Genomic DNA, 25,327 nt, shown 5'->3' with positions numbered 1-25,327 from the left:
AGTCGGTCATGAGACAACGCAGACCCGCTAAGCGCGCCCGGGATGCGTGGTCAGGCCGCGGCCGCGGGGGACTCAAGCCCTCGCCCGCTCCCGCCTCTCCAATAGATCCTGATAGACGCGCAGCGTTGCATCATGGATGCGCACCGCATCGAACCGCTCGAGCGCAAGCAGGCGCGAACGCAATCCGAAGCGCCGCCGCAGATCGGCATCCGCGATCAGCTGCTCCAGCGCCGTCACCAGGGCCCTGGTGTCGCGGATGGGAACCAGGAAGCCGTTCCCACCCGGCTCGACCGCCTCACGACATCCCGTGGCATCGGTCGTGACCAGGGGCAAGCCAGCGGCGGCGGCCTCGAGCAGGAATTTTGGCAGCCCCTCACGATAGTATGAGGGCAAACAGGCGATATGGGCCTGTGCCAGGACCGCGGGCATATCGGACTGATAACCCCACCATTCGATGCATCCTTCTCGGTGCCAAGCCTCGAGTGTCGTCGCGGTCACCGATGCGGGGTTGCCCGGGTCGGGCCGCCCGACCAGGACGAAACGCGCGCTGCTGCCGCGTTCCTTCAGCACGCGTGCCGCCGCCACCAGTTCCCCCACGCCCTTGTCCCAGAGCATGCGCGAGGCCAACATCACGACCACTGGGCCGGGCGGCGCGTTCACTGGAGTGAACGCGGACACATCCACGCCCGAACCCGGGATCAACAGCGGTTGAATGCCGATCAGCCGTTCGAGTTGACGCTGATCGTCCGGATTCTGCACCAGCACGCGCACCCACGGCGCGGTCAACAAGGCTCGGTAGGCACCGCCGAGCAGGGCCCGCACCACGCGATCGCGCAGTTTGTCCGACCCAAACAGATAGCCCATCCCGGCGACGCCGTTGACGACCGCGCCGACGCCGTTGAGACGCGCGGCAAAGGTGCCGTACAGCACCGGTTTTTGCGCAATATTGTGCAGGAGGTCGGGCCGAACGCGGCGCAGGCTCTTCATGACCCGCACCAGACTCATGAGTTCACGAACGGGATTCATTCCCTGACGCGAGACCGCCAGGTCGATCAGATCGAGTCCGGCGGCGCGGATGGTATCCCCATGCGCCTCCACCGAGGTGATCACAGTGACCGCGAACCCCGCCGCCCGAGCCGCGCGCGCGAGGGGCAAGTAATGGGTACAAAAATACCAGTCCGCCAGGACGAAATACAGGATCCGCCGTTGCCGCATCGATCACCTCACCCGCCGGCGCCAACCGATGACCACCGGGGCGTGGCATCGAGCCAGGCTTGAAACATCAGCACATCCCAGAGGTAGTAGGACCAATTACGACGCCCGGCGAGATGCTCCTCCCACAGCAGCCGAATCGGCTCGGGATGCAAGATCCCGTCGGCCCGGAGTCGGGCCGGTGCCAACAGCGCCTCGGCCCAGTCTCGCAGGGGCCCTCGCAACCAATGTTCCAACGGGATGCCAAAGCCCATCTTGGGACGCTCGAAGAGTGCTGGCGGACAATAGCGTTCGCAGATCTGACGCAGCGGCAGCTTGCCGACCCGACCGCGGACCTTCCAGTGCAAGGGCAATGACCAAGCGAATTCGAAGACCCGATGGTCGAGCAAGGGGACGCGAGCCTCCAGACTCACCGCCATACTGGCACGATCGACCTTGACCAGGATGTCATCGGGCAGATAGAGCAGACTGTCCATGAACATCATGCTTTCGGTGATCGACCCGGTGTGGGCGCGCAACGCCGGATCGGTCAGGACGGTGACGGGTTCGCGCGCGCCGATGACGATCGCAGCCGGGTCCTTCCAATGCGAGAGCATGCGCAGATAGAGCGCCTCGGGCGACTCGCCGGTCAGCACATCGACGGCCTTATGCAGGCGATCCCCCGGATTGTTGATCGCCAGCGGCCCGGGGAGGAAGCGGCCGAGCGGTCTGAGCAACCGGTCCCAGGTCGGGGTGCCAACCCGCAAAACGGCCCGCGCCATGGCCCGGCGCACGGCCAATGGGACCTTGCCGAGACCGCGCCAGGTGTCGCGCGTCCAGAGATACCGTGAGTAGCCACCGAAGAGTTCATCGCCCCCATCGCCCGAGAGACAGACGGTCACGCCGCGCCGGGCCATCGCGCTGAGCAGGTAGGTGGGAATCTGCGACGGATCGGCAAAGGGCTCATCCCAGAGCCGCGGGAGCCGCGCGACCGTGTCGAGTCCGTCCTGGGCGGTGACATAGAGTTCGGTATGATCCGTGCCCAGGTGCGCGGCGAGACGCCGCGCGAAGGGGGCCTCGTCGAAACCCGCCTCATGGAAACCGATCGAGAAGGTCTGCACCGGCCGGGACGATTGCGACTGCATCAAGGCCACGATCGCGGTCGAATCGATACCTCCCGAGAGGAAGGCGCCGAGTGGGACGTCCGCCTGCATCCGCAGTCCAATGGCATCGCGCAACAGTGACTCGAGCGCATCGAGCGCCTGCGCCTCGGTCCCTGCGAAGGGATGCGCGCACCCCTGTTCGGCGGCCTCGCGCGCGCTCCAGTAAGCGGTGATCCGCGGCTCGGTTCGCCCCGACTCCAGGTGCGCGAAGGTTCCGGGTTGTAGCTTCCGGATGCCCTGATAAATGGAGTGCGGCGCCGGCACGAAACTCAACCTGAGATAAGCCGCGAGCGCGTCCCGGTCGAGTTCGCCATGCCACTCGGGATGGGCGGTGAGTGCCTTGAGTTCAGAGCCGAAGAGAAAGCGTCCCCGGTTCCAGCCGTAATAGAGTGGCTTCTCGCCCAGGCGATCGCGTGCCAGCGTCAAGGCGCGATGCTGCCGATCCCACAAGGCGAACGCGAACATACCATTCAGGCGCGGGAGGGTCCGCGCCACGCCATGCCGAGCGATCCAGGCCAGCAAGACCTCCGTATCCGAGTGACCTCGCCAAACCTGGTCCGCGCCCAAGTCGCGGCGCAGTGCCGCGTGGTTATAGATCTCGCCATTGAAGACCAGGACAAATCGACCGCATGCCGACACCATCGGCTGATGTCCCTGGGGCGAGAGATCCAGGATCGATAAACGGCGATGTCCCAGCGCCAAGCCCGCCTCGGCGTCGACCCAGGATCCTTGATCATCCGGGCCGCGATGCACCAGGGTGTCCGTCATGCGGGTGATGGCCTCCCGCAGCACCGCGGCCCGTTCCGCGCTGGTCTCGAGTACACCACAGAGTCCGCACATCAGACGCTTCCCGAAGTCAATGAGCCCGCGGTCGCGGCGGGCCCGACGTCAATGAGAGATAGAGATCCGCATAGCGCCGCGCGATCCCGTCCAGGTCATAGCAGGCGGCAATCCGAGCGCGCGCGGCCTGGCCCCGCCGGACCCGCTCGGCCCCTCCGGCATCCAGCAGCCGGATTTGCGCGGCGGCCAGGTCCTCGGGTTGACGAGGCGGCACCGTGATCCCCGTGTCGGCCACGATCCGGGCCGAGTCCCCCACATCCGTCACCACGCAAGGCACGGCGCAGGCCATTGCTTCGCCGATCACATTCGGAAAGCCCTCGCCGTAGGCGGACGACGAGACCAGGAGATCCAGCGCCGCGTAGATGCGCGGCGTATCCTGGCGCGCACCCAGCAGGATGAGCGCGTCACCGAGTCCATACTGGTCGATCCAACGGACCAAGGGCGCATTGTCGCTGTCCATGCCGGGACCACAGAGCAGAAAACGGCAATCCGGGCGCGCCGCGCGCACCCGGGCCGCGGCTTGCAGGAAGGTTCGCGGATCCTTCTGCGGATCGAAACGCGCCACCATTCCAATGAGCGCACGGTCCGGCGCCACCATCACGGAATCGCGCAGGGCAAGCCCCGCCGCCGGGTCCGGACGAAAGCGTTCCAGATCGAAGCCATTCGGGATCACGCTCGTCCGCCGCCGCCGATACCCCAGACGCTGATGCAGCCTCAAGGCCTGCTCGGAGCAACAGAGAATGTGATCCGGGCCAAGATGCGAGAGCAAGGCGTTCAATCGCGCCACCAAGCGGGTTGTCCGCTGGGTCGAGCGCGGATCCAGATTACTCTGGCGAATGTTCCAGACCAACCGGGGCAGCCGGCCCGCGCGCGGCCACATCAGGGGACGGGTCAGCACCGCGACCAGGTCGGCATGATACATCCACGACTGGATCAAGTCGGGACGAAAATCCCGCGCCACGGCCACCAACCGTCCCATCGCCCGGGGCGCGGGCAGACCCCGGCGCATCCCCAGTGTCACCACCGGCACGCCCAGCGCCTGAATCGGTTCGCGCATCGGACCTGGTTCGATCAAGGTGACGACCAGCGGGTCGAAGTCTGTTCGATCCAAGGTGGCGAGGAGCTTGTAGAGCATCATCTCGGCGCCGCCCAGTTCCAATCCGGTGATGAGATGCAGGATTCTCATCACCCGGGACTCACCGTGCACGGACACCTCAGACCCAAGACCTCCAGATACTGTCGCGTCACCGACTCCACCGCAAAATCGGCCGCGCGGCGCTGCAAGCGCGCCCCCTCACGCGGTTCTTCCAGTGTCCGCGCGATCGCCGCGCCCAGCGCCCCGACATCGCCAACCGGCACCAGTCGACCCAATCGGCCATCCGCCAGAATCTCACGCGGACCACTCGGGCAGTCGGTACTCACGACCGGCGTCCCACAGGCCATGGCTTGGATCAAGACGCCGGGCAACCCCTCCCAGGCCGAGGAGAGCACGAAGAGATCGCAATGGGCCATGAAGGCAAAGGGATTCGCGGTGAAACCCGGCAACGCGACACGCCCCACCAGTCCCAAGCGTGCGATCAGGCCCTCGAGCATTTGACGCTCAGGCCCTTCGCCCAGGATCAGCAGGCGCCGCTCCACGCCAGGGTCGAGCGTCGCGAAGGCCTCTAAGAGCGTCGGATAGTCCTTCTGCGGAACCAGCCGACCCGCGGCCAGGATGACCTGCGGCCCGCCCGGCCGGAACCATGGATGCGTCGGGCGTTCGCGTGCCAACCGCGTGAGTTCAGGGGTCACCACCGGGTTCGGGATCACCTGAATCCGTGCCCGCCGCACCCCCAGTAAGCTCTGGAGATCGTCCGCGACACCCTGGGAGACCGCGATCACGGCCGCGGCCCGAGGATAGCCATGACGAGCGAGCAGGGGCAGTGCGCGACCGCGCAGGAATGGCGAGTGCAGCGCCTCTTGAGTCAGATTGCTGCGAACGCTGACGTACACCCGGGTCGGGACTCGCGCCCAGGCACCCGCGGCCAAGGCCACCAGGTTCGCATGATCCATCGCGGCCAATAAGGCATGAGGCCGCCGGTTTCTGAGATACCGCACCAATCCCGGCAAGGCCGCGAGCACGCGCCGCGCCCGCAGATTCACCAGCCGGCACGGCGCGGGCACCAGCGCCCGGTAGGGTCCCTCCTCGCTCGCCACGACGAGATCGGGAACGACTCCGCGGTCGACCATCCCGCTGGCAAGATTGAGCATCATACGCTCGGCACCACCGCCGACCAGGGAGGGCAGGAAGATCGCAAGCTCGGGACGCTTCATCGATGGGTCTGTGAGGCCGGATCCGGACGTGACGGGGCAATGTGCCGGGCGGGTCGGACTCGGTTCGCTCACCCACCCGAGTCCGGCCCGCCCAACCGCGGAAGGCCGTGAGTGTATCACCGCCGAGGCCCCGCCGGACCTCGCGCGCAACCCGCCGGTCTGGCTCGCCCGGTTCAGCGCAAACGGATGTGTCCGCGCGGAGGTTCACCGGCCGGTGGATTCCTGTAGACTTTCGCGCAGCATTGGGGCTGATGGCCCCGTGCTCCGGGCCCGAGCCCCCGGCCACCGAACCGAACATCATAGCCCGGCGAGTGACCCTGCCCGTGCGGCACGGTGCGTCCAACACTGTATCGAGACCATGGAGCGATCAACGTCCCTGACACCAGCCAGCCTGAGCGTGCGCGGTCCCGCCCGCGCGCGGCGATGGTCCTTGGCCTTGCTCGCAACCGGGCTGCTGCTCGTCCTCCTCGCCCTCACCCTGCGCACACTCGAGCGCCCCGTCGAGCTCACACTCGCCCCCGATGCGATCGTCCCCGTCGCCGGCCACGCCTTTCAGATCGATCTCAAACGGACCTTGCCGTGGCCATGGCAACCCCTCAGTGATCATCTTGGCAACCCCTACCGCTCAGCCCTCCTGCTATTCGAGGATGGCGTTCAGCTCGGCCCCCCCCATGCCGAGTTCGATGCCGTGCAACAAATCGGCCACGGCTATCTCCATTGGGGACGGCTCTTGATCTTCGCCTCCAGCGATGGGAGTGACCCCCGCGCCAATGGGCGCAGCTACCACGCACGCTTGAGCGCGGGGGTCGCGCATGCGCTCTTGCTGCGTCTGGCCAATGGCGGCACGGTTCTGGCCGTCATCGGACTCGCCGGATGGCTCTGGAGCGCACGGGCCAAACTGGCACATGCCGGATGGAGCGGCGGACGTCGGCTCTGGCGGCGCCTACCCGACTATGGTGTCGCCGCCCTCATTCCCAGCCTGCTGTCCGGCCTAGCGCTGCTGCTGGCCCCACCGCTCTGGAACGGCTCGGACAGCACCATCTGGCTCCTCTGGCAGTTGGAGTGGATCCCCCATCATCCGCCCCTCTACCCGTTCTTCATGGCCCTGGTCCAATCGGTATTCGACCAGGCACCGCAGATCCTGCGAACCACTCAGTGGGTGCAGCATCTGCTCTCGATCCTGGCCATCACCTATCTGGCATCGGCCTACCGGGTCCGCTGGCAGATCCTGCTGGTGGCCGCACTCGCCGCTCTGGGGACCAGCTTCAATCTCTTCGCGCACGGCTTTTTCACCGAAGGATTGGCCAATCCACTCACCCTCTTCTTCCTGGGTGCACTGCTGCGACTGCGCCGCGATGGCCTGACCTTGGGGGTCGCCACCGCGCTTGGACTGACACTCCTGGCCGCGAGCCTCTCGCGCCATGCCCTACTCGTCCTCGGGGCCTTGCCAGTGGCCTATCTGATCCTGCTCGCCCTGTTCTCGAGCAACCAACGCCCCCGGCTCTTCACCATCCTCCAAGCGGGTGCCTTGGTGGTCTCGGTGGTGGCCGCAAACGGCCTCATCACACGCTATGTCGTCCTCCAACTCGATGCGCAACAGACCTCGATCCTGGGCCGCGCGGGTGTATATCGTCTCCAGGAGGCCTACCAGCAGCTCCCGCCGGGGGAGCGTGACGCTTGGCTCGCCACCATCGCCGCGCGGACCACGGACCCGGCGGTTCGCCACGCCTTGCCGGTGATGGCGATCACCGAGAATCCCTGGACCGGTCCGCATGAGGCCATTCGCGCGACCCCCGAGCTCTACGGTCATCATCCCGATGCCCTCATGAATGCGGCCTTTAAAACCTTCGCCTTCGCGCCCGACCCACAAACCGCCGCGCAATGGGGCCGAGAACTGCAGCGGGCGTTGCTCGGCGTAGGCTCCCCGACCTATTGTCCTGGCCAAATCAACTGTCTGCTCACCGCGACCGCCAACTCCATCGACCAGGTCTTTCCACTCGACCCGCGCAATCATAGCGTTCTGCTCGGCACTGGCGCGGAGTTCAGCCAAGCCGCCGAACTCTATCGCGCCTTGGCCGACACCCTCTGGGTACGGGTCCTGGATGACTTCCTCCCGCTCGCACCACCACAACGGTTGTTCCTGCTCGTGACCTCCTTGATCCTGGGCCTGCTGGCGATCGCCCTGTCTCGTGACGGGGCACTAGCTGCAATGATCCTGACCCTGTGGTTCGGCGCACTGCTCTACGCCTTGGCCCTGACCTTCATCACTGTCGTACTCCCACGCTATCTCTCACCGATCGACATCCTCTTGTGGCTCGGCAATGGGCTGTCACTCGTCGCCATCCTGGCGCGCGGTGATGCAACCGCTCGACCCTCGCTGATCGACGGCCCGCGCGCACCGTCTGTGCCCACGTGAAGCGACTGAGCACCATCCTTGCCACGCGGACGCCGAGCGCAGCAGGGCTTGCGCGCGGCGACTTGGATGCTGGCCGCGCGCCCGCCTGGCCCGCGGCGCCCTCAACTGGAGCAACCCCATGTGCGGATTAGCGGGGATATTGAGCTGGGAGCGGCCCATCGAACCGGACGCCGTGCACGCCATGACGGCACGCTTGACCCACCGCGGCCCCGACGCGGATGGGTTCATCCAGCGCGATGCGATCGCACTCGGCCATCGCCGGCTCTCGGTCATCGACGTCTCCGCGGCGAACAACCAACCGCTGCAGGATCATGCGGGCGTGCTCACGATCGCCTTCAACGGCGAGATCTACAACTATCGGGAGTTGCGTCGTGAGTTGATCGCCCGCGGCGGCCAATTTCGCACGCACGGCGATACCGAGGTCATTCTCGAGGCCTACAAGGCTTGGGGAACCGGCTGCCTCGATCGCTTCAACGGGATGTTCGCCTTTGCGCTGTGGGACGCACCACGCCGTCGACTGCTCCTCGCGCGCGACCGCCTGGGTGAGAAACCCCTGTTCTTTGTTCATCTCCCCGATGGTGGATTGCTGTTCGCCTCCGAACCGCACGCCCTGCGCGCGCATCCTGCTTGCCCGACCGCGGTCGACCCGATCGGACTCGCGCACTATTTGATGCTCAATTACAGCCTCGGCGCGCACAGTCTCCAACAGGGCATTGAACGCCTCCCTCCCGGACACTTCATGTGCTGTGAGCAGGGCCGCGTGCCGCGCCCCGAGGCCTATTGGGATCTCGCGTCGATCTATCGAGCGAAACGGTCTTTCGCCTCCGAGGCTGCCGCCGCGGACGAACTCCTCGCCTTGATCGATGACGCCGTCCGGCTGCGGCTGGTCAGTGACGTCCCTCTCGGGGCCTTCCTCAGCGGTGGAGTCGACTCCTCGGCCGTGGCCGCGTCCATGGCACGGGTGCTCCCGCACGAGCAGGTTCACACGTTCAGCATGGGGTTCGGGATCGCCAGCTTCGACGAGGTCGAGCAGGCCCGCGCGGTCGCCGGTGCCCTGGGCCTCGATCACCAGGATCAGGTCGCCACGGCCGAGACCGCGCAGACCATCGCGGCCATTCGCTGGGCCGCTCGCGAACCGCTTGCCGACAGCTCGACCATCCCGACCTATCTGCTCGCCGCCTTCGCCCGCCAATCTGTCACGGTCGCGCTCTCGGGCGATGGTGCCGACGAATGCTTCGCGGGCTACGAGACCTATGCGGCCGATCGCTTGCATCGGGCCCTATCCTGGATTCCCGCAGGCATGGCACGCGCCGGCTATCGGGTCGCGGACGCCCTGCTCCCGGTCAGCTTCTCGAAAGTCAGTTGGGATTATAAGCTCAGACACTTCCTCGCGGGTCTGCACCTCGATGGCGCGCGTGCCCATGCCTCCTGGCGTGACATCTTGTCGCGCGACGAACGGCGCGAGATGATGCAGCCGGCTTGGCGCGACCTGTTCGATGAGTCCACCGCCGATCCCTTCTCGGCCTTCGCCCCGCACGTCGCCGCGGTGAAGACCTGTCATCCGGTCGATCAAGCCGGCTATGTGGACATCAAAACCTGGTTGGCCGACGACATCCTGGTTAAGGTCGACCGCTCGACCATGGCTCACTCGCTCGAGGCACGTGCCCCGCTGCTCGATCATCGGTTGGTGGAGTTTGCAGCCGCCCTACCGGTGCACTGGAAGCTCAAGGGATGGCGCAAGAAATATCTGTTGCGCGAGAGCCTCCGCGGCCGACTGCCGGGCGGGGTCCTCGACGGCAGCAAACGCGGGTTCAACGCACCCATTTCGCAATGGCTCAATGGCGCACTGCGCGACTTCGCGCGCGACACGCTCGCCTCGCCCCGTTTGCATGAATGGGTGAGGCCGCAAGCCATCGACGCCCTCTATCGGGACCATGCCGCGCAACGCCGCGATCATGGTCTGAAACTCTACGGACTCCTGTGTCTCGCACTATGGCTGGATCATCCTTGAAGACTGGCGCTCAGACCTACTCCTCCGCGATCGAGGATGCCGAGAACTACACACGCTGGATCCTGTCTGGATTCACCCCGTTCATGGGCCACAGCCTGCTGGAGGTCGGCCTCGGCCACGGCGGATATCGCCGCTTCCTCCCCGCCGGGATCGACTATCTGGGCGTCGACATCGATCCCGAGTGTGTCGCGCAAGCCCGCGCGCGCCACGCGAGTGAGGACTATCTGGTGGCGGATGTCACGGACCCCGCATTGGCCGAACGCATTGCACCGCGACGGATCGATACCGTCCTCTGTATCAATGTGCTCGAGCACATCGAGCAGGACGAGGAGGCCGTCGCCGCGTTACTGGCGACCCTGGTGCCGGGCGGTCACTTACTGATCTTGGTACCGGCCTTTTCAGCGCTCTATTCCGATCTCGATCGCATGGCCGGCCATGTGCGCCGTTACCGCTTCGCCGATATCGCGCGGCTGACCGCGCGCGGCGGTGACCTGATCGAGCGGCGCTATTTCAATGCCCTTGGCGGCCTGGGGTGGTGGGTCAACAAAGCGATGCGTCATACCAGCCTGGATGCGGCTTCGGTAAATGGTCAGATCCGCTTCTTTGATCGTTTCGTCGTTCCCATTGCACGCGCGGTGGACGTCATCGCCCGGCCTGTCTTCGGTCAATCCATGATTTGCGTGATTCGAAAACCATGATCAGTCTCGTCATTCCTGCGTTCAACGAAGCCGATGGACTCCAGCGCACCATCGAATCGCTCCAGGCCGTGCTCGCGCGCTTGCCAGAACCTGAATCCGAGATCCTGGTTGTCGATGATGGCTCGCACGACGAGACCGGCCGGATCGCGGCCGCGGCGGGCGCGACGGTGATCCGCCATCCGCATAACGTGGGTTACGGACAAGCCTTGAAATCCGGGATCCTGGCGGCGCGCCACGACACCATCGTGATTATCGATGCCGATCTGACCTACCCGGCCGCGGCCATCCCGGATCTCCTCGCGGAATTTCGTCAGGGTTTTGATATGGTGGTCGGCGCGCGCACCGGTCATCATTACGAGGGCAGCATGTTCAAGGGACCCTTGCGCACGATCCTGAAGTTCCTCGTGGAATTCAGTGCCGGGCGGAGCATTCCAGATGCCAATTCGGGTCTGCGCGTGTTCAGTCGCCAGACCATTCGTGGCTACTTACCACACCTCTGCAATACCTTCAGCTTCACCACCTCGCTGACCTTGGCCTATATGCTGACGGGGCGTTTCGTCAGCTATCTTCCGATTCCCTATCATGAGCGGATCGGCAAGACCAAGGTGCGCCTCTTCGCCGACTCGCTGCGGACGCTGCAATACATCGTCCAGGCCATCATCTATTACAATCCCCTCAAACTCTTTCTCTTACTCACCATCATCACGGTCGCGCTGTCGATCGCCGGATTTGTGACGGCGGCACTCACCGGGCTGCACGCACCCTATTTCCTGGGCGTGGGGGGCTTGCTGATGGCGATCGTGGTCTTCGCCCTTGGCCTCATCGCGGATCTCCTGCGCCAGATCCTGGTGCGGACTGGCTCGGAATGAGGACCGGCGCGGGACCGATCCTCCCCGACGGGGCCGAGGACGCGAGTCTCCCGAGCCCGCGCCTGGTTCGCCAGATCCCGCGGTGGCTGATCGTCGTGAAGATGGGGCTGGTGCTCGGTGGACTGCTGGTGCTGATCCACTGGGCGTGGGGCAGGCTCGCGATCGAGACCACCGGGATCATCGCGAGCGGAGTCATCCTGGCGCTGGTGCTCAACCAGGCCGCACTCTACGCCGCCGCCCTGCGCCTGCGGGCGACCTTGGCCGCATTCGAGATCCGGATTACCGCGCGGCAGGCCATGGTGATCCATCTGCGTTCATTGTTCTATTTCTTCTTCGTGCCCATGTCGGTGGGCCTGGAAATCTCGCGCTTCATCATGATCCGACGCCTCGTCCCCGGCGCCTCGACGCGCGCGCTCCTCATCGCCCTCCTCCTCGACCGGATCCTGGGGCTCATCGCCGCCGTGGGAGTTGCGCTGGCGCTGGCCGGTTTCATCCTTCCCGCACGGATCGAATGGGCCATGGATCCGAGGTGGTTCCTGCTCGCCCTGGCGCTCGTGCTGATCGCGCTCCTGGTGGTGCTGGCGCAACCACGGCTGCGCACCCAACTGACCGAGGTCCTCCTGGCAACACGGTCACTCGGCGCTCGCCTGATGCGTCCACTTCTGCTCTCCTTCGTCGCGCTCGGCCTCGTCTGCGCTTCGGTGTTTTCGTTCGCCTGGGCCAGCGGTATTCTCATCGGCTGGTGGACCCTGACCTTCGCGATCGCGGCGTCGCTCCTGGGCATGGCCATCCCACTCTCCTTGCTGGGCGCCAGCCTTGGCGATGTCGCGGGCGCCGGCGCCCTGACGATGCTCGGACTCGCCCCCAGCGCGGCGATCCTCCTCGCCTCGGTGGTCTACAGTGGCCGCCTGATCGGCGCCATGCAGGGATCACTGCTGGAACTCTGGGGCGATGTCGATCAGGTCGGAAGATGGCGCACGACACCCCAAGGCACGACTCATGCGCCAACCCATGCCGACCAGCCCCCCAGGCGCGCGCGCCTTCGTTGCCGAGAGGACCTGCACGTGACTCAGCGCGAGACTGATCGAACCATCACCGACTTTGGCGACCAATGGGTTCGGTTCACCGACAATTCCGGCTACTACGGATCACCCGAACTCTTCACCGATCTGCTCTCCCCACTCCTCGAGCCAGACGAGATTCAGGGGCTCAAGGTCGCCGATATCGGCAGCGGCACCGGTCGCATCGTCGCCATGCTGCTTGCCGCCGGGGCCAGCCAGGTCACCGCCATCGAACCCTCACGAGCCTTCTCGGTGCTCGCCGAGCGCTTTGCCACGGAGACAGAGCGGGTGCACTGTCATCAGGGAAGCGGCGAGGCGATCGCGGTACTGGGCCCCTTCGATCTGGTTGTCTCCTTTGGCGTCCTGCATCACATCCCGGACCCCGCACCCGTGGTACGCGCGGCCTATCAGGCGCTACGACCTGGGGGGCGTCTGTTCGTCTGGCTCTATGGACGCGAGGGCAATGGTCTCTACCTGGCCTTCGCGCAACCGCTGCGCGCTATCACCAAGCGCCTGCCGGATCGGGTTCTCGAGGCCCTGGTGTGGACGCTCGATCTCCCCTTGTCCGCTTACATGTGGCTCTGTCGCTGGCTGCCGCTCCCGATGCGTGCGTACATGCGTGATCACCTCGGCCGACTCGCCCCCGACAAACGTCGTCTGACCATCTTCGATCAGCTCAACCCCAGTCATGCGAAATACTATCGGCGCGAGGAGGCCCAGGCGCTGCTGGCGACGGCTGGATTCCAGGAGATCAGGCTGCATCATCGGCACGGTTACAGTTGGAGCGTCATGGGCACCAAGCCACTGGTCGCGGACGGGACGACCGGCGCGCCGCCAACCTGATGTGTCACGGATCGGAGCGGCGTAACCAGAGTTCCAAGATCAACACGGGCCAGATCTGGTAGATGGAAAAACAGCCCGGCGAGGCCTGGTGCGCGATCAGGCGGCGCAGCGCGTCGGGATCGAGCAACCCAGCCACGCGACTCTCGGGCACCAGCAACAGATCATGGGCGAGGCGCAAGGTGCGCTCGCTCGACCAGGTGTTGGAGGGCAGGCCAAATCCCATTTTGCGCCGGTTCATCCAGGATTCAGGAAGATAGCGAGTCGCCAAACGCTTTAGGATCCGCTTGGTTTCGGCCGGGGGTTGCCAACAGGCCGACACCGGCAGCCCCTGGGCGAACTCGGCGAGGTCGCGGTCGAGCAACGGACAGCGCACCTCCAAGGACACCTGCATGCTCATCCGATCGACCTTGGGCAGCACCGCCCCGGGCAGATAGGTCTCGGCATCGAGGGCACGCATCCGGTGCATCAGGGGCTGGCTGGAATCCATCAAGGCCGCCCGCCAGGAACGCAAGGTCGCGGCCACCGCCGGCGGCCGCCCGCCGGTGAGCGCGTCGACCTGGTCGGGTGGGAGGGTAAACCAACGGGGCGAGAGATAGGCATCCGCGGGGTTATAGAGACGACGTTGGCGCACACTCTGGACGAAGCGCCGCGGCAGACTCTCCTGTTCCAGCAGCGTGTCGCGATAGCGTCCGTACCCGCCAAAGACCTCGTCCCCGCCGTCGCCCGACAGGGCCACGGTGACCTGCTCACGGGTGAAACGCGAGAGCAGATAGGTCGGCAGACAGGACGAGTCGCCATTAGGCTCGTCGAGTCGCGCGGCAATCTCGTGAACCAGCTCCAAGGCATCGGGACTCAGGATATCTTCATGATGATCCGTCCCGAGGTGCGCGGCGACCTCGCGCGCGTATTGGTGTTCCGTCTCGGTGGTGCCGCCGAATCCGATTGAGAAGGTCCGCAAGGGTCGACCCAACTCCTGGGTGACCATGGCCGCCACCAGCGCCGAGTCCACCCCACCCGAGAGAAAGGCACCCAGGGGCACGTCGCTCATGAGTCGCTTGCGCACCGCCTCGCGCACCCGCAGACGCAGTTCCTCCTGGCGTTCCTCAAGCGCGAGCCCGTCAGCGGCAGCGGGCTCACGTGGATCGAAGCGAAAAAAACGCTCCGCCTCACCCACCTCGAAATGGTCGCCTCGAGACTGCACCACCAGGGTCGAGCCCGGTAACAGCTTGCGCGCGCCGCGATAGATGCTGAACGGCGCCGGCACATATTGGAGCATCAGATAGTAGGCCAGCGCATCGGGGTCGATGGAGCGATCGAAGCCGGGTATCCGGGTCAGGGCTTGTAACTCCGAGGCGAAGGCGAACCAGCCAGGTCCCTGGGCGTAGTAAAGCGGTTTCTTGCCGAAGGGATCACGAGCGAGCAGCAGCCGCCGGCTCGGGCGATGCCACACCCCAAAGGCGAACATGCCGTCCAACCGCTCGACTTGGCGTCGATCGAACGACTCGAACAGATGCGGGATGACCTCGGTGTCGGTATGCGAATGGAAACGATGCCCACGGGCGATCAAATCGTCGCGCAAGGTCTCGAAGTTGTAGATTTCGCCATTGAAGGTGACCTGCGCGGAGCCGTCCGCGTTTCCCATCGGCTGACGTCCCTCGGCCGAGAGGTCGATGATGGCGAGGCGCCGATGCGCCAGGCCACAGCCACCATCCGGGTCGAGCCAAAGCCCAGCGTCGTCGGGGCCGCGATGCACCATGGTGTCGCGCACCTCGAGCAAGCACTGCGCGAGTCCCTCGGTTGAGAAGACCCCGGGGCTGTAAAGGATCCCTGCGATACCACACATACCGTCACCGCCTCAAACGCGTGTTGGGAGCCGCACGACCGGTGCCTGGGCGCGCGGCGTGGAAGCAAGAAAGTCCGTCCCGGCCAGGGTTCACACCACCTCGGCGGATGCGGGTCAGCGTGGTCGCGTTCATGCTCGGGGACCGGGGTCGGGGCGGAAGCCATAGAGCTCCAAAGTCTGCGAGAGCATGCGCTCGAGACCAAACCGCTCGGTAACGAACGCTGGGCCTGCCGCGGCGTACCTTGACCGACGTCCGGGATCGTCGAACAGCGAGCGCACGGCACTCGCGAGGGCCTCGGCGTGCGGCTGTTCGACGAAGAGACCGGTCTCTCCTGGAGCCAGCGATTCGCGCGCACCACCGCCGCCACAAACCACCACCGGCGTGGACAAGGCTTGTGACTCGATCACCACATTCGGCGTCCCCTCCCAACGCGAGGTCAGCAAGAGCACATCGATCGCGGACAGGGCCAGGGCGCTGTCTTTCGTGGGCTCGGCCAGATGAATCCGCCCGGCCAATCCGGACCGCGCGAGCTTCGCCTCGAGTTCGCCACGCAGCGGACCGGCACCGAACAGCAGACCATGGAGATGCGGGCGCTCGGCCGTGAGACGCATCAGGGTCTCGAGCCACAACCCTGGACGCTTTTCGCCGGAGAGACGGAACATGCCACCGACGAGTTGCGCATCAGCCGGAATCCCGTGCTGGGCCCGGAAGGCGGCGATCCGCGCGGGCGTCGCCCGGACCAAGCCAGCGGTCTGGAGGCCATTGTAGACGATCCGAAACTGTCCAACGTCCAGCCCCAACCAGGCGGCATAATCTGCCGCGCCACCATGGCTGTTGTTGACCAGACGAATCTCCGCGCGGGTGGCCATCGCCCGATAGGCCGGACGCATGATCGGCTTCAGGATGTAGAGAAAATGGATCGGGCTGACGTTCCGTCCCGACAGCACCACCCGCGGGACCCCCGCCATTAGGGCCGCCAAACCCGCGCAGACATTGCTGTGGTCGAGCCAGGCGTGAACCACGGCGGGCCGGAGGGCGCGACAAGCCACATAGAGATTCGCCACCTCATCGGCCGTCTCGGACGGCAGATTCTTCAACAACAGACGGATATCCCGCGGGACGCGGGTCTCGGGGTCGGACTGATAGCGTTGCCAGGACGCACCGGTGCTCAGGGGGCCCTCGACCTCCTGAACGTCGACCCCCTCGGCCGTCAGGATGTCGAGGAAGAAATCATTGCCGGGCGGGGCATGGAGATTCGACACCAGCACTCGGACGTCGAGACCGCCCTGCCGTTGCAATCCCAGCACCGTGTTGACGATCTGGCGCTCCGCGCCGCCGGCCACCAAGGTCGGACAGGCGATCAGCACACGATTGGGCGTGGGTGAGAGGAGCGACGACGGCCCACGACCATGCGGATCGAGCAAGCGCTCGATCCGCCGCTCGGTGAGACCGGCGAACCATGCCGCGGCGCCCGGAACTCGGGCGCGCAGCGTCGAGACCATGACCTCGGCCACGGATGCGATCTTCGCCTGCACTCGCGCGGCCGCGATCCCCGGCATTGATTGGGACATCCAACGGTCGAGGTCCCAAAACACCAGCTCCCGAACCCCCTGGAGCAGGAGGGCACGAATCATCCGTGCGGTGATGCGCTCACGCCCACCGAGATAGACGACCCAAGGTGCGATCTGGGTCGGGAGACGCCAGGAAAAAACCTCTGGCAGGAAGACACCGATCCGCTCGCTGGGGAGCGACGGATCATCGCTCGCCACCCCCACCACCAGACTCGTCACCAGCGGCCGCTCCAGCAAACACTGGACCGCGGTGGTGGGGAGTTCGAATGGAATGGCCAGGGTCAGCCTGTCACCACCCGCGTGCTCACACCAGTCCAAGGCCGCCGTGACACGCGGATCGATCGGGTCGTCCATCATATTTCATCACCGAACAGGGCTCGCAGCAGCCCGGGACCCTGGGCCTCTGGAACATCACGCGACCAGGCGGCGGCGGCCGCCGCCAGGGCCATCTCCTGGTAATGATCCAGTGCCGCGATCGCCCGCAGGAGCGTGTCGGACCAGTCCTGCGCTGGCGCGACGAACCCGGTCTCGCCATCACGGATCGCCGCCTGCAAGGTGAAGGTCGGTGACGCCACGCTGATGGTCCCGACCGCCGCGGCCTCGAACACCTTCAAGGCCGATTTACAGTGGGTGAAGGCATTCTCTTGCAGGGGCACCAGGTTGATCTCGACCTCCCCCATGAGCCGCTGCAGATTGAGCACATTCTGCAAGGGAAAACGTTCGATGCGATCGGCGAAGGGCGCCAGGACCGGACCGGGTTCGAGATGGCCCACGACGCGCAGGACGAGCCGTGAATCACTCATCAAGAGGTCGCGCAAGGCGTCCTCGACCACCGCGAAATCGCGCTGATGCGTCGGCGACCCGCTGAAATAGCCCAAGTGAACCCGTTGATCGCGCGCAAACCCCGATGATCGCTTGTCCGCCAGGATCCGCGCGGAGTGCTCGAGTTGTGCCTGGTTCATGAAATTGGGCACGACCGAGGTCGGCAAACCGCTGAATTCCGATGCGCGCTCGGCGAGATAGTCATTGGTCAGAATGACCCCATCACAGAGTCGCATGAGCGCACCATAGCGCGCGAAATCGGCAAACCAATAATCAAAATCGATCTCGCGGGTGGGATGGTCGAGATAATTCAAGACCAGATGCACGTAGCGACCATCGAAGACGAGATCGTCGATGTCGTAGAGGACACGCTTTCCCAGGCAGCGGGCCTTAGCCACCAGTTGCGCGGAGTCGACCGAGTATTTCGCGTGACAGATGACGAGCACGTCGGCGCGTTCGAGAATCGCGTCCACATGAGGCAGATCGGCGTTGCAGAACCAACTCGCGCCGATCCGATCATCGCTCTGCGCAAGTGCTTCGATCATGTTCTGCACGCGGTAACGAAAGGTTCCAGCGTTCGGTTGCGGATAGAAATAGGCGACATGCCGATCGCCCCGCGCCAGTCGCGTGAGCCGATCCCATATGGATCCGAACCAGGGGTCGGCCACCTCAATGAAGGGAACCTGGATACGAAACATGCGTCACGACCCATCCAGTGCGTCGAGCACCGGAGCAAAGGCCGTCTCCCATCCACTTTCGGAACGCATTGCCGTCTGGTGCGCGATCCGCTCGGGGGGCGTCTCAACCAACAGCCGGCCCTCGGCCAGTGCCGCGCTCAGGGCGGCAATCGTCGGCTCGACCACCTGGATCCGGGCACACTGCCGCGGCAACCCGCGGTTGGTCGCGGTGGCGTTGGTGACGACCACCGCTCCGGCCGCCGCCAAGGCCAGGGCAGCGTAAGCGGGCGCGTGGCGGGCGCTCAACACCAGCGCGAGATCGGCTTGGCGGATCGATTTCAGATGCTCGCGCCAACGCGCTGGGTCCAGCGTGCGTGGCTGCACGCCACGGGGCAAGCGCAAGTTGGGCAGATCCGCCCCGATGATCTCGATATCCCAGTCCGACGCCGTCAGGATCTCTTGTTCCAAGACCGCGGCGAGCACCTCGAGTCCGCGCGGGAAGAGCCCCAGGGGATCACCGGGCGCGGCATCAAGGATGAAGCGACGTCGCTGAAGCGGTCGGCGTGCCTGACGCGCATAGAGCGGCTCTGGAAAGGCCGGTTCGAACACCAGGCCCCGCTCCGCCACACCCTGCATTCCCGCCTGCTGCAACGTTGTGAAGAGGCCACGACTGTTGACGACGAAGCGCAGTTGGGGATGGCAAAGAATCTCGGTGCAACGCAGTCGCTCGTCATGCGTGCGACAACGCAAGCGTTCATCATCCTGGATCAAATAGAGGATGCGATCCGGCGCGCAGACCTTGAGCGCCGCCATGGTGGTGCGCCAGGAGGTCGTGAGCATCGTCTCACCCGGGACGATTGCCAGCCGGCGCGCCTCCTCTCGTGCGGGCGCATACTCGAAGGTCGTGTTAAGCGTGCCACGCCATCCTTGGAGCGACAGGATGGAGCCACAGGTCGGCGCATCGGGAGGCGCCTGCCGGGTCACCAGGCGCAAGGCGACCCCACGATGGCGTGCTAAAGCCACCGCGAACAGCAGTGCCGTCGCACCGGTTCCCAGCACGTCGAGCGAGTTCAGTGATTCGAGCAGCAGGGTCAAACGACCGGCCCTGAGTGGGGTTGGATCCACGTAGACCCCCAAGCCCGTGAGGTCGGGATAGGTACTCGCCATGAACTCGCGCACCGACCACTCAGCACACCGCTCCCCACTGCTGCCCGTGACCAGGGGCACGGCCGGGTCATCGCGGTCGCCGCCGGTCGAGGACGCCTCCGCACCGGCGTTCGGGCGCTTAGCCAACCCGAGTTGTGCGAGATACTCCGGATCTCGGCGCCAGAGACCAGCCGCGACCCGAAACGGCCGCATCAGCCACCAGGACAGCGAGCCCCTCATCAATGAATCCCTCCATGCGGGGTGAGTGAATCCGGCCTGGTGCCACCGCGCCGCCAGGGTGACCCCAGGGCCGCCCATTGAGATCACAGGGTGCACATTCGAGCCGGCATTCAAGATGGGATTGGTCCACCACGCGGTGTACGCCACAGCATGGCGAGCCCCGGGTGAGCGCGTTCGATCTCCGCGATCCAGTCTTCCCGACGCGCGTGCGCATCCCCTGCGAGCCGCTGAGTCCAGTCATGGAAGGCGAGCGGTTCCTCACCCACGCCCACGCCGCCCAAACCCGCCTCGGCGAAGCGTCGCAACAGGTCCAGGTCGCCGCCGCCTCCAAGCTCAGCATATCCACCCACGCACGTCCACGCCGCCTTTGAGAACAACAGGACCAGTTCCCGTGGCACGCCCTCATGCCGGGCGCGCTCCGCTCCCCCATCCGCCGCGACGATGAGCGGGCACGCGAAGGCCGCTTGGGCCGCGCGAATCGCCATCAGGGCTTGTTGCGCGGCATCGGGGCCCAGCCACTGATGCGGCCCGAGCGGCAGCACGTAGAAGGTCTCGGCCCGGGTGATCGCGAGATTGCGGAGTGGACCTAGTTCGCTCGGCGTGAGAGCTTCGAGCACGAGCAGGCGATGGAATCGCCTGCCCTCTTGCCCCGCCCAGAGCAACACCCGCTCAAGCGACACCTCGCCCCCGGCATCCGCGAGCAAGATGAGATCGAGATCCTGCGCGGGTTGCCTCAGCAACGCCGCAAGCCGCTGTTCAAGGACCCCGATGTCCTTCGGCAGGTGCAAGATCAAGGTCAGCGCTGCCGCATTGAGCTGATCACGAGCGAAACGGGTCGCCACGGACGGTCCTGCTGGGACCGAAACCGGCTCCCAACGTCGCCCACGCAGCTGCGCGAAACTGACGGTGCGCGGCGGGCTGGCGCGACGACCGCGCAGATGGCCAAGCAGGACATGCATCCGCTCGGTCCGTTGTTCAGGCCCGAATGGCCAGAGGATCGATTCCAGCGCGTCGCGCGCCAGGGTTTGGCGCAAGGAAGGATCATCCAACAGCCGCGTCAACCCCTCCCGCCATTGTTCGGGATCAGCCGCGAGCCAGCCGGTCTCACCATGACGGATGACGCGGCGGAACGGACCGGTCGGCGAGGCGAGGGTGCAAACACCCGCCAGCGCGGCTTCGAAATATTTCAACTCGCTCTTCCCCTCACAGAAGGGATTCCCGATTTCCAGTGGCGCCAGATTGAGATCAAAACGCGCCAGTTCCGCGGCCAAGCCCCGGAACGGCACCAGATCGCGCCATTCGATCCGATCCTGACAGTCTCGCAAGGGGGGAAATTCATTCAGCTCCACCAAGGGTAACCCGGATGAGGGATCGCGAAAGAGCACCAGTCGGACCTCGGGGCGATCCTGGAGGATCCGCGCGACCGCATCCGCACAGACCGCGAAGTCGCGCTGATGGGTGCGCGACCCCCCGGCGTAACCGATGCGCACGAGCCCGTCATCAAGGCTGGCGGCACGCTCACGCACCGCCAGACGGGAGGCGTTGAAGGTGGTTTCGTCATAACCGTTCGGCAGCACCACGACGGGAACCCCGGTCGTGCGAACCTGCTGCGCGAGTTCCTCGGTGGTCACGCGGCACAGATCGACTTGCAGCAAGGTCTGACGCATCCGTGCATACCGGGTCGCCACGGTGTCCAGGGCCAGGCCTTGGGTGCGATTCCCATCGATCAGCGCAGTGCTTGCGAGTGTGGGGTCGAACAATAGGTCATCGATATCGAAGTGAATCCAGGCCCCAGCCGCACGGGCGGTTTGGATCACGAGCGCGAGTTCTTCGGTCCAGGGGGTGCGCCATAAGACCACCAGATCCGCCGCGGCCACCTCCTCGAGGTGGCTCAGGATCGCCGCGACCTCGATCAGGGTGCCATGCGCCCCAACGGCACGAGCGGCCTGCGCGTCGCACTCGACACGATAATGATGTCCGGGCGTATGTGGCTCGCCACTGATATAGAGGACTCGCGGCCCCGGCACCCGATCGGACCGATGGCCCTGGACCTGCCGCCCCCCCACCGCGGCGTGCGTCCAGTCCTCGCCTGCCTCCAACATCCCGCGTGCGGACACATCCTCACCCTGCTCGCGCGGTTGTGGCGCGGCGGCGAGCGACGGCGGATCGCGACGCGTTAGGTTGACCAAGGCACGAATGGGGCGCGTGATCCGCCATGAGGTTGACGCCAACAGGGCATCGCGCTCCGCGGCCACCTGAACGGCCGCCGACAGAATGGACTCATGTCGCGCAAGCGTTTGACGTAACAGACGAGCCTCCTCGGCGCGCGCCATGAGCGCGTGCTGCAGCGCATCGATGCGCTGCTCCCCTTCACGCACTCGGTCCTGGATGGAACGTCCCATGCCCAACGCATCGCGCTCGGAGCGATAGACTGCAAGTTCATCACGCGCGGCGTCCAGTTGCTCGAGCTCGCCTCCGCGCGCGCCGAAATAGGCCAACAAGAGCGCGCGTTCCGCCGACTCGGGGCACAGCCAATCAAGCCGCGCATGCGCTTGCCCGGCATCCAGTTGCAACACGCCCAAGCCATGGGAATGCAAGAACTCCAGGTGCAGGGGATAGCGTGCGCGCAGTTCCTCCCACAGCCTCCACACACCAAAGCCGCGCTCGCGCACATTGGTGTCGTGAAAGAGCACAACGGCATGCGCCGACAACTTCGGCAACCAGTGCTCGAAGTCGTGTTTCACCGCCTCGTAGGTATGGAACCCATCGATGTGGAGCAGATCGATCGAGCCATTCGCAAAGGAGTCGACGGCCTCGTCGAAGCGCATTCGCAGCAGTCGCGATACATCGGCATAGCAGCGTCGGTTGTGCTCGTTCACCGTCGCGAACACGGCCTCGCCATAATGGCCCGCGTGGGCATCCCCCTCCCAGGTGTCCACCGCGTAGCATTTGGTCGGGAGTCCGCCCGCCTTCACCGACCGGCAGAAATTGAAATAGGAGCGCCCATAGTGCGTCCCGAGTTCAACCAGTATGCCGGGCTTGAGCACCTGCACCAGCCACATCGCAAAGGGGACATGTCCGCTCCAGGCACTCGGCGCGTTGAGTGCATCGGGCCGGATGGTCGCGGCGCGCGCGAGGGTCTCGTAGTCCATGGCTAACGGTCCACCTACGCGGGCATCCTCAGTTCTCGATCACGCCGATGAGCCATCCGAACCGGATGGCTGGGGTTCGGGATAGACGCTATCCGTCCCCACCACCTCAGGCAGTGTGGCATCCCATCGGAAACGTTCCGGATCATAATCCGCGACCTTCTTCGCGAGGATCGCGACCCCACCGAAGCCGGTGTTCGCGGGGAAGAGTTCCTGACTCGGCGCGGGCTCGTCGAGGTGCATCCGCAAGGGGGCATACAGCCCAGAGGCCAGAATCTCGAAGCCGAGCTGCGGGCCAAACAACACCTTCAGGCCCTGATCCGTGAACCGCCAGAAATCCCAAGGCTGTTCGTGGAGCGGCCAGGAGAAATGGGTCGCATGAAACGTCAAGCCGCCGATTTCCAGGCACTTGTTGATCTCCAGTGCCACCACCCAGGGCATCGCCAGATGCTCCATCACCGACACCGAGAAGATCGCCTCGAACCGGCGGTCGGGAAAGTAGCTCGCGAGGCGATGGGCATCACCCACCACATCGGTATTGCGATCGGGATAGTAGTCGAAGCCGGTATAACTGGCCGCCTTGGCAAACAAATCACGTTTACTGATGCTATCCGGGGACACCACCCGCGAACCAATTTCCATGACATGCAGTTCGCGGGCATTGACCAGATTCACGAAGCGCGAGTACAAGCCGCCACCATGCGCATAGGGAGATGGCGCCGGCGGCGGAAATCCCGCGCTGCTCAGCACCGCCGATGCGGTCCGCGCGCCTAGGGTCGCGGTGACACACAGTTCATGACGGGCGCGCCGTGGCAGCTCCACCACGAAGCCGCAGTGCTCACGCGGCGCATGCTGCGCATGAGCGGCGAGGAGATCCGGACGGGGTTGCCAACGATCCACGGCAACCCGCACGCCATCGACCTCGATGTGCAGGGCATCGACCGGTTCCGACTTTCCCACGACCCATCCACTCAACCCCAACGCATAGTCGTTCGACCAGGAGTAGTCCAAGGCCAAGATGAATTCATCGGTCTCGATCCGTCGCTCATCAGTACTCTGCATGGTTTCGTTCCCCTGTTGCGAGGCGCTCATCAGGAATCCACCCGGATCTCGATCGATTGCATTGGAATCCCGACGAGGCCGGTGGCGACGCTACTCGTGTGCGACTTAAACACGATCGCATCATGAATCCAATGGTGCTGAACATGCTCCTGCTGTGTCCCCTCGGCCAGGGCAACGGTCATGCTGTAATCGCCAACCCGCAGGATGGGCATGCGAAAGGCGAAGCGTGTGATCATCGTCTTGCCAGCCTCGACGAATTTCGGTGCGCGGCTGTAGGTGACATAGGTATTGTCACCGAAGAGGGGTTGGCCGAGATGATCCCGCACGAAAAATCCGATAATCGGGGAATACATCGCCGTGTGCGCCTGGCAACCGATTTCGAGAATCACATCCTCCCCGCCGACCACCCAGGAATAGGGCGCCCCGTTGGCATCGATCAAGGCCACGGAGGTGATGCGTCCATCCCCCTTGCCAAACGCCGGCGCACTGGGATCGAAGGCGAAGATCTCGATGTCATTGCGAAACTGAGTGCAATTGAGAAACCGCAGACGCATGTCCTGCGGCTCCGGCGCAATCTCAACCTCAACTTCGGGCGGTGATGCCTCCTCCTGCGCCAGGGTACTGGCACCCTGCTGCGATTCGTAGAGCGCCTCGAGATAGCGTTCGGCGGCCTCTTTCGCCGGCCCGATGAAGCGCACCGCCCCCCGCTCGATCCAAATCGCTCGCTGACAAAGATTTTGCACGGCCGAGGTGTCATGGCTGACGAAGATCACCGTGCCCTGCTCCATGAAGCCACGGAGGAACCGCATGCACTTCTGGGTGAAAAAGACATCCCCGACCGAGAGCGCCTCGTCGATCACCAGGATATCGGCCTCGACATGCGCGATGACGGCAAAGGCGAGACGCACATACATCCCGCTCGAATAGGTCTTCACCGGCTGCTCGATGAAGTCGCCGATATCCGCGAACGCCGCGATCGCATCGAAGCGCACATCGATCTGCTCCTCGGTCAGTCCCAACACGCTCGCATTCAGATAGACGTTCTCCCGGCCGGTGAACTCAGGATTGAAGCCTGCCCCGAGTTCTAGCAAGGCCGCGACCCGACCGGTGGTCTCGACCCGCCCCGTTGTCGGGGTCAAGGTGCCGCAGATGATTTGCAGCAGCGTCGACTTTCCCGAGCCATTGCGCCCGATGATGCCCACCGTTTCACCTTGATGAACGCTGAACGACAGATCGCGCAAGGCCCAGAATTCTTTGTAGTAATCCGGCGCACTCAAGCCCATCAGACGGCGTAGACGCGGGACAATGGACTGTTTCAAACGATCCTGCGGACGCTCATAGATCTGGTAACACTTACCAAGGTCCTGAACGCTGATCGCATGGGGAGTGGAAGACATGGCAAATCCTGTTG

General features: G+C 64.9%; 16 protein-coding genes. 5 read left to right on the top strand and 11 right to left on the bottom strand.

Translation table 11 applies throughout. From position 1 onward, the window contains the following. Nucleotides 1–72 precede the first annotated feature (72 nt). From CKO25_RS09630 to CKO25_RS09615, 4 genes are read right to left on the bottom strand one after another with little or no spacing between them, the layout of a single operon-like run. Nucleotides 73–1,215, bottom strand: coding sequence for a glycosyltransferase family 4 protein (locus tag CKO25_RS09630; RefSeq protein WP_200387718.1), 1,143 nt, complete (start codon nucleotides 1,213–1,215; stop codon nucleotides 73–75). 8 nt (nucleotides 1,216–1,223) lie between these two features. Next, entirely contained in the window at nucleotides 1,224–3,194 is a 1,971-nt protein-coding gene (gene asnB, locus CKO25_RS09625) for an asparagine synthase (glutamine-hydrolyzing) (RefSeq protein WP_200387717.1), read from the bottom strand. A 16-nt stretch (nucleotides 3,195–3,210) separates the two neighbouring features. Next, nucleotides 3,211–4,380: a glycosyltransferase gene (locus CKO25_RS09620; RefSeq protein ID WP_200387716.1), complete on the bottom strand. Its 1,170-nt coding sequence runs from the start codon at nucleotides 4,378–4,380 to the stop codon at nucleotides 3,211–3,213. Continuing rightward, nucleotides 4,380–5,507: a glycosyltransferase gene (locus tag CKO25_RS09615; protein ID WP_200387715.1), complete on the bottom strand. Its 1,128-nt coding sequence runs from the start codon at nucleotides 5,505–5,507 to the stop codon at nucleotides 4,380–4,382. Before CKO25_RS09615 ends, CKO25_RS09620 begins: the two co-directional genes overlap by 1 nt. Nucleotides 5,508–5,865: 358 nt before the next feature. Here CKO25_RS09615 and CKO25_RS09610 point away from each other — a divergent pair, with 358 nt between their 5' ends. The 5 genes from CKO25_RS09610 to CKO25_RS09590 all read left to right on the top strand — a co-directional run bounded on the left by CKO25_RS09610 (nucleotide 5,866) and on the right by CKO25_RS09590 (nucleotide 13,405). Then, entirely contained in the window at nucleotides 5,866–7,923 is a 2,058-nt protein-coding gene (locus CKO25_RS09610; RefSeq protein WP_200387714.1) for a hypothetical protein, read from the top strand. Nucleotides 7,924–8,041: 118 nt separating this feature from the next. Beyond that, entirely contained in the window at nucleotides 8,042–9,934 is a 1,893-nt protein-coding gene (gene asnB / locus CKO25_RS09605; RefSeq protein WP_200387713.1) for an asparagine synthase (glutamine-hydrolyzing), read from the top strand. Continuing rightward, nucleotides 9,931–10,632: a class I SAM-dependent methyltransferase gene (locus CKO25_RS09600; RefSeq protein WP_200387712.1), complete on the top strand. Its 702-nt coding sequence runs from the start codon at nucleotides 9,931–9,933 to the stop codon at nucleotides 10,630–10,632. Before asnB (CKO25_RS09605) ends, CKO25_RS09600 begins: the two co-directional genes overlap by 4 nt. Then, nucleotides 10,629–11,501 carry a glycosyltransferase family 2 protein gene (locus CKO25_RS09595; RefSeq protein ID WP_200387711.1) on the top strand — a complete coding sequence of 291 codons (873 nt, stop codon included), beginning with the start codon at nucleotides 10,629–10,631 and terminating at the stop codon, nucleotides 11,499–11,501. The genes CKO25_RS09600 and CKO25_RS09595 overlap by 4 nt, the downstream gene beginning before the upstream one ends. Beyond that, the gene (locus CKO25_RS09590; protein ID WP_200387710.1) at nucleotides 11,498–13,405 is read left to right on the top strand and encodes a methyltransferase; all 1,908 of its coding nucleotides are present in this window, start codon (nucleotides 11,498–11,500) and stop codon (nucleotides 13,403–13,405) included. The genes CKO25_RS09595 and CKO25_RS09590 overlap by 4 nt, the downstream gene beginning before the upstream one ends. Before the next feature lie 4 nt (nucleotides 13,406–13,409). Here CKO25_RS09590 and asnB (CKO25_RS09585) read toward each other — a convergent pair whose 3' ends face one another. From asnB (CKO25_RS09585) to CKO25_RS09555, 7 genes are all read right to left on the bottom strand, one after another. Further along, on the bottom strand, nucleotides 13,410–15,248 hold the full coding sequence (gene asnB, locus CKO25_RS09585) for an asparagine synthase (glutamine-hydrolyzing) (RefSeq protein ID WP_200387709.1): 1,839 nt from the start codon (nucleotides 15,246–15,248) through the stop codon (nucleotides 13,410–13,412). Nucleotides 15,249–15,377: 129 nt separating this feature from the next. Next, nucleotides 15,378–17,177, bottom strand: coding sequence for a glycosyltransferase (locus tag CKO25_RS09580; RefSeq protein WP_200387708.1), 1,800 nt, complete (start codon nucleotides 17,175–17,177; stop codon nucleotides 15,378–15,380). Continuing rightward, the gene (locus tag CKO25_RS09575; RefSeq protein ID WP_242467536.1) at nucleotides 17,174–18,340 is read right to left on the bottom strand and encodes a glycosyltransferase; all 1,167 of its coding nucleotides are present in this window, start codon (nucleotides 18,338–18,340) and stop codon (nucleotides 17,174–17,176) included. The genes CKO25_RS09580 and CKO25_RS09575 overlap by 4 nt, the downstream gene beginning before the upstream one ends. A gap of 3 nt (nucleotides 18,341–18,343) precedes the next feature. Continuing rightward, nucleotides 18,344–19,705, bottom strand: a complete 1,362-nt coding sequence (locus CKO25_RS09570; RefSeq protein ID WP_200387707.1) for a rhamnosyltransferase WsaF family glycosyltransferase — start codon at nucleotides 19,703–19,705, stop codon at nucleotides 18,344–18,346. A gap of 110 nt (nucleotides 19,706–19,815) precedes the next feature. Further along, on the bottom strand, nucleotides 19,816–22,857 hold the full coding sequence (locus CKO25_RS09565) for a class I SAM-dependent methyltransferase (RefSeq protein ID WP_200387706.1): 3,042 nt from the start codon (nucleotides 22,855–22,857) through the stop codon (nucleotides 19,816–19,818). 39 nt (nucleotides 22,858–22,896) lie between these two features. Then, a complete protein-coding gene (locus CKO25_RS09560) occupies nucleotides 22,897–23,946 on the bottom strand; it encodes a methyltransferase domain-containing protein (RefSeq protein ID WP_200387705.1) in 1,050 nt (349 codons plus the stop codon). Further along, nucleotides 23,946–25,313, bottom strand: coding sequence for an ABC transporter ATP-binding protein (locus CKO25_RS09555; RefSeq protein ID WP_200387704.1), 1,368 nt, complete (start codon nucleotides 25,311–25,313; stop codon nucleotides 23,946–23,948). The genes CKO25_RS09560 and CKO25_RS09555 overlap by 1 nt, the downstream gene beginning before the upstream one ends. Nucleotides 25,314–25,327 lie beyond the last annotated feature (14 nt).

The organism is Thiocapsa imhoffii, assembly GCF_016583985.1.
In the GTDB taxonomy this organism is placed as follows: Bacteria; Pseudomonadota; Gammaproteobacteria; order Chromatiales; family Chromatiaceae; genus Thiocapsa; species Thiocapsa imhoffii.
The sequence above is the reverse complement of the archived record's forward strand: the minus strand, read 5'-3'. Positions and strand labels throughout refer to the sequence as shown.